The organism is Pseudomonas sp. UBA5666 (genome assembly GCF_002420785.1).
GTDB lineage: Bacteria > Pseudomonadota > Gammaproteobacteria > Pseudomonadales > Pseudomonadaceae > Aquipseudomonas > Aquipseudomonas fulva.
In genome coordinates this window covers 280,005-291,970 of record NZ_DIIQ01000014.1, presented here as the reverse complement: position 1 = coordinate 291,970, position 11,966 = coordinate 280,005, and the positions used below count along the sequence as shown (strand labels likewise).

Annotated in this window: 8 protein-coding genes; 4 read left to right on the top strand and 4 right to left on the bottom strand. The window is 63.3% G+C overall.

Going from position 1 to position 11,966, the window contains the following annotated elements:
- Positions 1–22: 22 nt before the first annotated feature.
- The 3 genes from B2Y33_RS09290 to B2Y33_RS09280 form a co-directional block, all read right to left on the bottom strand.
- Positions 23–1,597 (bottom strand): aldehyde dehydrogenase (NADP(+)), encoded by a 1,575-nt coding sequence (locus tag B2Y33_RS09290; RefSeq protein ID WP_027916048.1) that lies wholly within the window; start codon positions 1,595–1,597, stop codon positions 23–25.
- Positions 1,598–1,685: 88 nt separating this feature from the next.
- Positions 1,686–2,675 carry an AraD1 family protein gene (gene araD1, locus B2Y33_RS09285; protein WP_049695841.1) on the bottom strand — a complete coding sequence of 330 codons (990 nt, stop codon included), beginning with the start codon at positions 2,673–2,675 and terminating at the stop codon, positions 1,686–1,688.
- A 29-nt stretch (positions 2,676–2,704) separates the two neighbouring features.
- Positions 2,705–4,012, bottom strand: a complete 1,308-nt coding sequence (locus tag B2Y33_RS09280) for an MFS transporter (RefSeq protein WP_206405380.1) — start codon at positions 4,010–4,012, stop codon at positions 2,705–2,707.
- Between the two features lie 184 nt (positions 4,013–4,196).
- On the opposite strand from B2Y33_RS09280, the gene B2Y33_RS09275 reads away from it, so the two are divergent.
- From B2Y33_RS09275 to B2Y33_RS09265, 3 genes are all read left to right on the top strand, one after another.
- Entirely contained in the window at positions 4,197–5,930 is a 1,734-nt protein-coding gene (locus B2Y33_RS09275; protein ID WP_027916051.1) for an IlvD/Edd family dehydratase, read from the top strand.
- A 233-nt stretch (positions 5,931–6,163) separates the two neighbouring features.
- Positions 6,164–6,886, top strand: a complete 723-nt coding sequence (locus B2Y33_RS09270; RefSeq protein ID WP_027916052.1) for a FadR/GntR family transcriptional regulator — start codon at positions 6,164–6,166, stop codon at positions 6,884–6,886.
- Between the two features lie 244 nt (positions 6,887–7,130).
- Positions 7,131–10,292, top strand: a complete 3,162-nt coding sequence (locus B2Y33_RS09265) for an autotransporter domain-containing protein (protein ID WP_206405381.1) — start codon at positions 7,131–7,133, stop codon at positions 10,290–10,292.
- Positions 10,293–10,481: 189 nt separating this feature from the next.
- Here the strand turns inward: B2Y33_RS09265 and B2Y33_RS09260 are convergent, their stop codons facing one another.
- Positions 10,482–11,195, bottom strand: a complete 714-nt coding sequence (locus B2Y33_RS09260; protein WP_049695840.1) for a hypothetical protein — start codon at positions 11,193–11,195, stop codon at positions 10,482–10,484.
- Positions 11,196–11,666: 471 nt separating this feature from the next.
- Between B2Y33_RS09260 and B2Y33_RS09255 the strand changes: the two genes are divergently transcribed.
- Positions 11,667–11,909, top strand: coding sequence for a hypothetical protein (locus B2Y33_RS09255; RefSeq protein ID WP_027916055.1), 243 nt, complete (start codon positions 11,667–11,669; stop codon positions 11,907–11,909).
- The last annotated feature ends 57 nt before the right edge of the window (positions 11,910–11,966 follow it).

Genomic DNA, 11,966 nt, shown 5'->3' with positions numbered 1-11,966 from the left:
AGGTACCAGTACCGTCAAGCCTTCATGCAAGCGCCTCGCGGCTATGCTGCCCGTCGATCAGGCGCAGCAGGCCCAGCGGGTTGGCGTTCTTGAGGGCGTCGGGCAGCAGCGCGTCCGGATAGTCTTGAAAGCAGACGGGCCGCAGGAAGCGGTCGATAGCCAGGGTGCCTACGGAAGTACCGCGCGCATCGGATGTAGCGGGGTAAGGCCCGCCGTGCACCATCGCCTCGCACACTTCGACACCAGTCGGGTAGCCATTGACCAGCAGGCGCCCGGCCTTGCGCTGCAACACCGGTACCAGCGCGGCGAAGCGCTGGATATCTTCAGCCTCAGCGACCAACGTGGCCGTCAGTTGCCCCTGCAGCGCTTCGAGGGCCCGGCGCAGTTCGGCTTCGTCAGCCACTTCGATGGCGACCGTGGTAGGTCCGAACACTTCTTCCTGAAGCACTTCATCGCCCTGCAACAAAAGGCTCGCCTGCGCCATGAACAACTGGGGCTGGGCTTGGTTGCCTTCCTGTGCGGACCCGGCCAGGTGGCGTATCCCTGGGTGCTGGTGCAGGCGCTGGACGCCGGCGCAATAGCTGCGCAGGGTTCCGGCATTGAGCATGGTCTGGCTAGGCTCGTCACCCAGGTGCGCGCCTAATTGCGCCAGGAAGTCGCTGAAGGCTTGGCCAGCGATACCGATGACCAGCCCCGGGTTGGTGCAAAACTGCCCACACCCCATCACCACCGAGTTGGCCAGCTCCCGGGCGATCTGTGGGCCACGCGCTTGCAGCGCACCTGGCAGCACCAGCACCGGGTTGATGCTGCTCATTTCGGCAAACACCGGTATCGGCTGCGCACGAGCAGCCGCCATGTCGCACAGGGCACGCCCACCTTTGAGCGAGCCAGTAAAGCCTACGGCTTGAATCATCGGATGGCGCACCAAGGCCTCACCTACCCCCCCACCGTAGATCATGTTGAACACGCCAGCGGGCATACCGGTCGCCACAGCGGCCCGCTCGATGGCTTCGCCGACCCACTCGGCCGTGGCCATGTGCCCGCTGTGCGCCTTGACCACCACCGGGCACCCTGCCGCCAGCGCAGCGGCGGTGTCGCCACCGGCCGTGGAAAAGGCCAAGGGAAAATTGCTGGCGCCGAATACCGCCACCGGACCCAGGCCGGTGCGGTACTGACGCAGGTCAGGCCGTGGCAGCGGCTGGCGTTGGGGTTGTGCGCGATCGATGCGGGCGCCAAGAAAGTCGCCGCGCCGCAGCACCTTGGCGAATTGGCGCATCTGGTTGCTGGTGCGGGCACGCTCGCCTTGGATACGCCCTGCTGGCAAGGCGGTTTCTCGGCATACGGTGGCGACGAAGGTGTCGTCCAATGCATCGAGCTGATCGGCGATAGCGTCGAGAAACTGCGCGCGGCGCTCGGGCGCCAGGGCACTGTATGCGGGGAAAGCGGCTTCGGCGGCCTGGGCTGCTGCGTCCACTTCTTCGGGGGTAGCCTGGCTGAAGGTGACCGGCAGGGCCTCCCCGGTGCAGGCATCGAGGCTGTGCAGGCGCACGCTGCCCGCGGCGCTGCGTTGGCCGCCAATGAAATTGCTTCCAGTCATGATGACTCCTGAATTAAGAAATTGAAGTGGCCGCACGTGACCGCTTCCCTGGGCCACGGGGCACGTACTCTGAATGACAGAGGTGGGCTTACAGGCTTTTCACCCTCCCTGGCCGCACCTGCTTGGCTGCTGGCGCAATGGCGTTGCGCAGCGGCTCGCCGAAGGCCGGCAGGCTGATTTCGAAGGTATCGCCGGGCTGAGCCTGGATGCCGTCGGCGAACGACAGCGTCGCGGTGCCGAAGTAGTGCACATGAATATCGCCAGGTCGCAGGAACTGGTCGTATTTGAAGTGATGGAACTCCAGGTTCTCGAAGCTGTGGCACATGTTCTGCTCACCCGACAGAAAGGGCTTGCTCCATACCAGTTGGCCATCACGCAGGATGCGGCTGGTCCCTTCGAGGTCCGCCGGCAGCGCACCCAGCCGTAGCTCCGGTCCAAAACTGCAGGCGCGCAGCTTCGAGTGGGCCAGATAAAGGTAGTTACGCCGCTCCATCACATGGTCGGAGAACTCGTTGCCCAGCGCGTAGCCCAGGCGATAGGGCGTGCCATCAGGGCCGATCAGGTACAGGCCGACCAACTCAGGCTCCTCTCCGGCATCCTCGGCGAACGCCGGCAGCGGCAGGTCTGCCCCCGGGCGCACGACGATGGCACCGTCGCCCTTGTAGAACCATTCCGGCTGTGCGCCCACCTGCCCTGCAGGTGGCCGGCCGCCTTCCATGCCCCATTGGAACATGCGCATGCTGTCGGTCACGGCGTCCTGGGCCTGCTGCTGATGCATCTTGTCGCGCGTGGCGGCGCTACCCAAGTGGGTCAGGCCAGTGCCGGTCACCAGGCAATGGGCAGGATCGGGGTGATCCAGCGGCGGCAGCACCCGGCCCTCGGCCAACAGCGCCCGGTAATCGTGACGCTCACCCAGGCTCAATACCTGCACGTGGTCGGCCAGGGTCCGGCCAGCGGCAATGGCCTGCTGGGCCAGCTCGCGGGTGGTGTCGGTGCCACATACGCGCAACACGTACTCACCTTCCACCACGCCGACATGGCGCTGGCCGGTGGCGGTTTCAAATTGGATCAATCGCATGGTCGTACTCGCTTGTCGGTTGCGAAAAATTATCGGGAGGCGCCGGCCACTTGAGCGGCCGCATCACGCTGTCGGCGCTCCAGCCGGGTGTAGACAACCCCGGTAAGCAGCACCCCAAACAGGGTGACCAGGGCCAGGAAATACAGCCCGGACGACAGGTGACCTGTGTGTTCTTTCAAGGCGCCGATGCCAAATGGGCCCAGGTAGCCGCCCAGGTTGCCGATCGAGTTGATCAAGGCAATGCCGGCCGCAGCGCTGGCCCCGGAGAAGAATCGCCCAGGCAGGGTCCAGAAGATCGCCGTGCACGAAAACAAGGCGAACGCCACCAGGCACAGTGCCGCCAGTTGCAACGCCGGCACGCTCAACCAGGCGCTGAGGAACAGCCCCGCTGCGGCCAGGGCATACAGCAGGCCAAGATGACCGTAACGGTCGTTGAGGCGGTCCGAGCTGCGCGGCACGACCAGCAAACCAATGATGCCGAACAGGTAGGGCACCGCCGACACGAAACCGGTGACCAAGTCGCTGCCGCCGAACTGGTGGATCAAGGTGGGCAGCCACAACCCGAGCCCGTAGATGCTCAGGGTCATGGGCAGGTAGAACAGCGCCAACAGCAGCACGCGGCTGTCCTTGAGTGCATGCAGCGGGTTGCCGTGGCGGGTCTGGCCGTATTCACGCAGGTCATCGGCCAGCTGTTCCTGCAACCAGGTGCGTTGCGCGTCGCTGAGCCAGCGTACCTTGGCCGGGCCATCGGGCAGCAGGCGCAGGGTGGGCCAGGCCAACAGCACCGCAGGGGTCCCGATGCAGATGAACAGCCATTGCCAGCCGTGCAGGCCATAGGTGCCGTCCAGACCCAGCAATGCGCCGGAAAGCGGCCCTGTGAGCAGCATCGCCAACGGCTGGGAAAGGATGAACAAACCCAGAATTTTGCCGCGATGACGCACGGGGTACCACTGAGTGATGTAGTACAGCACCCCCGGAAAGAACCCCGCCTCGGCTGCCCCTAGCAGAAAGCGCATCACATAGAAGCCGTTCGGCCCGGTCACGAATGCCATGCCAATGGTGATGGCGCCCCACGTGAGCAAGATGCGCGCAAACCAGCGGCGTGCGCCAAAGCGGTCCAGCAGCAAGTTGCTGGGCACTTCGAACAGAAAATAGCCGATGAAGAACAACCCGGCGCCCAGGCCGTAGGCAGCATCGCCCAGGCCAATGTCGGCGCCCATGTGCAGCTTGGCAAAGCCGACCGCCGAGCGATCGACATACGCCACCAGGTACAACAGGACCAGAAAAGGGATGAGCTTGAGTGTGATCAGGCGGACGAGCCGCTGCTCCTGAATCATGGCGATGTCTCCAATTGTTCTTGTAATGGGTACAACACCAGGCCGAGGTTTTTTGGCAGACCGCTGACCTAGGAAATTGATCTTATAGTATTACTATTTAAAACGACAAGCCTTCACATGTTCGTTTTTTGGCGATAAATTTGGCGGCATAAAGACAAATAGTAATACTAATAAGGTGTCCATCATGTCCGATAGCAAGCCCTCACTGCGCTCCGCCCAATGGTTCGGTACCGCCGACAAGAACGGGTTCATGTACCGCAGCTGGATGAAGAACCAGGGCATTCCGGACCACGAGTTCCAGGGCAAACCGATCATCGGCATCTGCAACACCTGGTCGGAGCTGACCCCGTGCAACGCGCATTTCCGCAAGATCGCCGAGCACGTCAAGAAAGGCGTGTTGGAAGCAGGCGGCTTCCCGGTCGAGTTCCCAGTGTTCTCCAGCGGTGAATCCAACCTGCGCCCCACGGCCATGCTCACGCGCAACCTGGCGAGCATGGATGTGGAAGAAGCCATTCGTGGCAACCCGGTCGATGCCGTGGTGCTGCTGACCGGTTGCGACAAGACCACGCCTGCGTTGCTGATGGGCGCGGCCAGCTGTGATGTTCCGGCCATCGTGGTGACCGGCGGGCCGATGCTCAACGGCAAGCACAAAGGCAAGGATATTGGCGCCGGCACTATCGTGTGGCAGATGCACGAGGCCTATAAGGCCGGCCACATCGACCTGAACGAATTTCTCTCTGCCGAGGCAGGCATGTCGCGCTCAGCCGGCACTTGCAACACCATGGGTACGGCTTCGACCATGGCCTGCATGGCTGAGGCGCTGGGCACTTCGCTGCCGCACAACGCTGCCATCCCTGCCGTGGACGCGCGCCGTTACGTGTTGGCGCACTTGTCGGGCATGCGCATCGTGGACATGGTGCGCGAAGACTTGCGGCTGTCGAAAATCCTCACCCGCGAAGCCTTCGAAAATGCCATCCGGGTGAACGCCGCCATTGGTGGCTCGACCAACGCCGTCATTCACCTCAAGGCCATCGCCGGGCGCATTGGCGTAGACCTGCAGTTGGAGGACTGGACGCGGGTGGGACGGGGTACGCCGACGCTGGTCGACCTGCAACCTTCGGGGCGTTTCCTGATGGAGGAGTTCTATTACGCCGGCGGTCTGCCGGCCGTGATCCGGCGCCTGGGGGAGCATGGGCTGCTGCCCAACCCGACTGCGCTGACCGCAAACGGTAAAAGCCTGTGGGACAATTGCCACACCGCGCCACTTTATGATGAGCACGTCATCCGCCCGCTGGACAAACCCCTGGTGGCCGACGGGGGTATCTGCATCCTGCGGGGCAACCTGGCGCCCAAGGGCGCAGTGCTCAAGCCTTCGGCGGCCACGCCTGCGCTGATGCAGCATCGGGGGCGCGCCGTGGTCTTCGAGCACTTCGAGGACTACAAGGCTCGCATCAACGACCCAGACTTGGATGTGGACGCCAACTCGATCCTGGTGATGAAATATTGCGGGCCCAAGGGTTATCCCGGCATGGCCGAGGTGGGCAACATGGGGCTGCCGGCCAAGCTGCTTGCCCAAGGCGTAACCGACATGGTGCGCATCTCAGACGCGCGCATGAGTGGCACGGCCTACGGCACCGTAGTGCTGCACGTTGCGCCAGAGGCTGCCGCAGGTGGGCCCCTGGCCGTGGTACGCGAAGGCGACTGGATCGAGCTGGACTGCCAGCAAGGCCGCTTGCACCTGGACATCGACGAGCAGGAGCTGGCCGGCCGCCTGGCGGATCTGCAGCCACCGCCACAGCTGATTACCGGGGGGTATGCCAAGCTCTATCTGGACCATGTGATGCAGGCCGATGAGGGCTGCGACTTCGACTTTCTCGTCGGCTGCCGCGGGGCGGCGGTGCCCAAGCACTCTCACTAGCCCAGGGAAATTACCCCAAGCGGGGCCGTGACTGGCTCAATACAACAGGGGCGCACAGTGCCGCTTGCCGCTTGAACGCCGTGGAGCCGTCCATGCACCGACAGCTCCCGCGCCCGCTAGAGCGCCGAGGCCCGCAGGGACCACCTCTGTCCGCCCTCAAGGCGCTGCAAAACAGCCCTGCATTTATCAGTGCTATGATGCGAGCCCCGCCAGAAGGACCTCGCACAACCCCCATGAACTACCGCCAGCCCTCAACGCGCAAGAGCATGCACGCTACCTTGGTCCAGGACCTGGGCCTGCAGATCGTGTCCGGCCAACTCGCCCCAGGGCAGAAGCTGCCGTCCGAGGCAAGCCTGTGCGAAACCTACGCGATCAGTCGGCCGGTGTTTCGCGAGGCCATGCGCGCCCTCACGGCCAAGGGCCTGGTAGAAGCGCGCCCCCGCGTCGGCACCCTGGTCAGACCCCGCCATGACTGGCACATGCTCGACCCCGATGTGCTGCACTGGCTGATGCAGGCAACGCCGCAACAGGAGTTCTTCAATACCCTGTCCAGCGTGCGCTGGGTCATTGAGCCCGCTGCCGCCGCCTTGGCCGCCACCAATGCCACGACAGAGGACGTAGCGTCGATTGGCGAGGCTTATCAAAGAATGGAGGCAGCGCGTACCCCGGATGAGCGGCTGCAGCCAGACCTGGACTTTCATGCCCGTATTGCCGACGCCACCCACAATGACCTGCTCGCCTACCTGTGCAACATGCTGTCGATGGCGTTGCGCGAATCAGTGCGCTTTTCCAACCAGCGCCCCAATTTTGATGAGCTCGCCCTCCCCCGACACAAAGCCATTTTGACGGCTATCCAGAACGGCGATGCGCTTGGCGCCCGGCACGCCTCCCTGGTGCAGCTCGAAGATGCCCGTGTGGCGCTGAGCAAGGTGCTGGGGCAAGACCCGGCGAGCTGAGGCCCTAGGGCCATAACCAAAAGGCCATTACTGGCGTAACAGCCTTTGAACGCGGCGGATCGGCCACCTGTGGCTGAGAAGTGTGCAGTGCGTCACAGTGGGCGCCCCACTAGCACACTCGTACTATTTCACCGTCTTGGGTCGCTCCCGATACTCCCCCTGTTAACCGCCGTATACAGGAACACCAAGCCCTTCGGGCTCGGTGGCCACGCAGGTGGCATCTCATGGAGTCTCCGGAGTCGTTATGAACCCTTTGTTCAAGTTATCCCCCCTCACCTTCGCGATAACGCTCGCCATGGCACCCGGCGCGTACGCGGCCGACTATGTGCTCGACAGCGGTCAGGACACCTTCAGCAGCGACCGAGGCATTGACGGCGCTGTGGTGCTGCGCCCCAGCAACGGCACGCCGTCCACGCTTACGCTCAACAATGGCGCCCAGGTCACCAGCTTCGGCGGCCGAATCGGTGGGTCGTCCACCAACGACGCGGCCAGCACGGCGATGGCCACGGTCATCGTGCAGGGCCCTGGTACGCGCTGGAACGTGCCACGCACCGGCGCGGTGCTGGGTAACACCATCGTGATTGGTGGCGCCGGGCAAGGTACTCTCAACGTGCTTGGCGGTGGGCAGGTGTCGGTGCGGGACCTGCAATTGAGTGACAATGGCAATGCCGGCAACGCACTGTCGCGGGCCAACCTGCTGGTCAGCGGCCAGGGCTCGAAAGTAGACACCGTCAACGTCACGTCCGGTGGCGTGTTCCTGTACGACTCGCGCATCAACCTCAAGGATGGTGGGCAACTGGTCAGTGAGCGCGTGGCCATCAACTCGATCAGCGAACTGTCAGGCGCTGGCACCCGCTGGGACAACACCGGCACCTTCAGAAACCGCAACGACCTGAGCCTGAGTGACGGCGCCGTATTGACCAGCGACTCCATGGCGCTGGGCTCGGCCAACGTCAGCCGTAACACCCAGGTCAATGTCTCCGGTGAAGGCACCCGTCTGGCCACGCGCGCCATGACGCTGGGCACCACGACATCCAGCACCATCCTGACCCTGTCCAACGGCGCCGAGCTGAGCAGCGCCGACGGCATCGACATCAGCGAGCTGACCAGCATCAACTCCGCCGCCCGTGGCACGCTAAGCATCGGTGGTGCCGTCGTGCGGGACGATGCGCGTACCGACATCGATGCCATCAGCGCCGGTTCTGCCCAGGCGGCGGGCCGTCTCGATCCGCAAACCGCCATTCGCTTCGGCGCCGGCAGCGGTGCGCTGGCGTTCAACCATACCGACAGCAACCTGCAAGTGAACAACCGCATCAGTGGCGCGGGCCGTGTGTACGCGTTCAGTGGCGACACCACCTTGGGCGGCGACCTGACGGGCCTTTCCGGCAGCACGGTAGTGCGTGGCGGGCGGCTGGTACTCGACGGCGATGTAGACCAGACCAACCCACGAGGCACGTCATTGCTGAGTGTGGGCAACGGCACCTTGGTGGTCAACGGTACCGTCGGGCATACCGACGCTTCTGGCAACTACAGCAACCGTGCCCAAGTACTGGCAGGTGGCGTGCTGGCCGGTAACGGACAGGTCGGGAGCACGCAGGTAGCCTCGGGCGGTACGCTGTCGCCAGGTGAAGCGGCACTCGGCACCTTGAACATCAAGGGCGACCTGGACATGGCCGAAGGCTCCAGGTACGCCGCCGACATTGCAGGCAATGGCGGCGCCGACCGGGTTAACGTCAGCGGCAGCGCAACCCTGCGCGGTACGCGTGTAGACGTGACCACCCTCAACGATGCGCAAAGCTATCAGACCGGCCAGACCTACACCCTGCTGGCCGCCCAGGGCGGCGTGGTGGAGGGCGCAGCAGCAGGTACCGCGTATGCGCAGGCGTTCACCAACTCGGCATTTCTCAATGTCAGCCTGCAGCGCACCGCCAATGAACTGAACCTGACCATTGCGCAGAAAGGCACTACACCGCCTGTCGAACCACCTGTGGAGCCGCCTGTGGAGCCTCCCGTGGAACCGCCGGTACAGCCACCTGTAGAGCCCCCGGTCGAGCCGCCCGTGCAGCCGCCGGTACAGCCACCTGTAGAGCCCCCGGTCGAGCCGCCCGTGCAGCCGCCCGTGCAGCCGCCGGTCGAGCCACCTGTCCAACCCCCGGTGCAGCCGCCTGTAGAACCGCCCGTCGAGCCCCCGGTGCAGCCCCCGGTCGAGCCACCCGTGGAACCCCCGGTACAGCCGCCGGTCGAGCCACCTGTTCAACCGCCAACGACAGGCACCCCGGGCATCTTCCAGACCGTGGCGCTCACACAGAACCAGTGGAATACGGCGGGTGCCCTGAGTGGATTGCAACAGAGCGGCGCCCCCCTGCGGCTTTACAACAACTTGCTGGTACTGGATGCAGCCAGTGCCCGCAATGCCATCGATCAGCTGTCCGGTGATTACCACAGCAGCACGGGCACCGCGCTGATTGCCAACAGTCAGGTCGTGTCTGGGGTGCTCGGCACCCGCGTTCGCGGTCTGTTGGACAACAACACCGTGCACATGCCGACAGGGGCATCGAACCTGATGCCGGCCACCCCAGAGGCGCAAGGCGGCGCATGGGCACAAGTGTTCGGCAACTGGTCGAAGCTCGATGGCAACAACGGCGCCAGCGGCTTGCACCAACGCACCGGCGGTGTGCTGATCGGCGCAGACGGCAGCATCACCCAGGATTGGCGTGCCGGCGTGTACGGCGGTTATAGCCGCTCCAAGTTCGATGCCGATGACCGCGATGCCAAGGGTCACAGCGACAACTATCACCTGGGCCTGTACACCGGCGCCCAGATCGACGCGCTGCGCCTGAGTGCAGATGTGGGCTACACCTGGCACAAGCTCGACAGCAGCCGCAACGTTGCGTTTGCCGGTTACAGCGACCATCTCAAGGGCAAGCGCGACGCCAACACGCTGCAAGCCAGTGGCGAAGCGGCCTACCGCATCGGCCTGGGCGCGGTGGCGTTGGAGCCGTTCGTAGGGGTGTCCTACGTGAACTACGACGCCGACCGTTTCCGCGAAAAGGGCGGCGCAGCGGCCCTGAACGTGTCGAGCGAGAAACAGGACACCTGGTTCTCCACGGTCGGCATGCGGGCCTCGACCCACACACGCGTGGCCAGTCACGATACCCAACTGTTCGGCTCCCTGGGCTGGCGCCGAGCCTACGGCGACCTGGACCCACGCAATGAGCAGGCGTTTGCAGGCGGACCGAACTTCGAGGTGCAAGGGATTGCCCAGACGCGAAACGTGGCACTCACTGAAGTGGGGGCGAAGGTGCAGCTGAACCGTCAGACCGATGTAGGGCTGTCGTATCAAGGGCAGTTTGGCTCTGATTCCCGGTTCCATTCGGTCAATGCCGGGATCACGGTTCGCTTCTGAGGAGCGGCGGGGGTAGAGCCCCCTGCCCGCCATAGTGACTGCTACATCCGGGGCTGCCAGGCAGCCTTGGATGGGCTGCGCACGCGCTCGCACAAGATCAATCCCCTGCGGTTGTGCAGGGGCGCCAGCCCATAGCGGCACAACGCTGCCTCAAACAGAGAGATCACATTACCTCCGGCCCGCGCTCACTCAGGGGCGCATCAGCGGCTCGATCCCGATCCACGTCTTGACCGGTTGATAGCACAGTTGCAACGGTGGGATGGCGACGTCCTGACCCTGCACCTGCAGATTGCCCAGGTGAATGGTCCACTTGGACTCGGCGTCAAACGTGTCCGTCGGGAAAATCACATAAACGGACCCGTAACGCTTGTTGTTGGTGATCTTCGGAATTTTGCTGTGCACTTCGTCTGCGTTGATGTCATACGGCGAAGGTCGCGCCTGCTGCGGCGCGAATGTCGGATAGTCATATACCGGGCCACCCAGATAAAGCTCGGGTCTGGCATTCAATCGCGAACCGTCATTGAGGGTGATGAACGCCTGCCGGCTGTCATAGAGGATGGGTATCGGCGCGGCCCCGCGTGCGGAACCGGACGCAGGCCGCTGACGCCCCTCGTTGTAAGCGATCAGTTGTACATAGAATTCCGGTCGCGGGTATTTTTCCCCTGGGTACTGTACATGCAGCACCTGCTCGAATGGTTCGTCGCGCCAGCGCGCGGAGTAATCATAGAGGTAGGTTTCGAGGTGGATGGCTCCGCCGTCTGGCAGGCCTGCAACCTGAAATTCGTGCTTCGTTTCGCAAACATCCGCGTACGCTGCGCGCTCCCGTTTCCACGGCACGCAGGCAGTAAGCGAGGCTGCACAAAAAAAGATAAGGAGTGAAAGCGTGCGCGTGCGATAAGTCATGACCGGCCCTGGTCTGGCGTGATGAGTGATTTCAGGTACTGACGCGTGGGTTCGATATCCATGTTGCCCATAGGCGAACGTACCAAGGTATTGGACAAAGGTGGATGAGCTAGGTCCGTGTGTTCAATCATCGAAGACGCCAAGGGGTGACAGTGCAGCAATCGCATTGCGAAAAAATCAGATTTAAGCCCTTCCCTGTAGGCCATTTCCCAAAGATACTCCCTGCGCCCATTTGTTGTTGCACATGAACGGTGTGGATTCTAGTCTCGCCGGGTCGCTGCCAATTCAGCGACCGGTTTTGACGGACCGAGAACGCTGCCTCATGTGCACACTTTATGGTGGCTGTACGTGCGGGCACCCTGTGGTGCGCCGAGTGCCAACGTCTCGGTCCGTCAACCCGCGTACAGCTACCACCCTCATTGCTTGACGGCCTGAATGTGGTAGTTCCTCCTTCCACGTTGGAGTTGAACCATGCTCAAGATCGTCCCCGATCCCCCTCTTCACAGTGGCTCCCTTGAAGACATTTTGGTCCAGGCCACCGAATACGCCACGTGCGCGGCCGCCGTGGTGCAACAGGCCATGTCACTGGGTTTCAGGTCGCCCGCTTCGGTGCTGATGCTGACCTCTCTGCATGAACTCGAGACGCTGAAGGCTCTGCTCGAGTCAGCGGTAACGCATGTCCAGATGCGACCGAAGCATCCAATCTGCCATTGACCCGTAACTGTTGAAAAGTGCGCTCGCATGGCGAACCGTCCGTTCACCCCGCTGGGT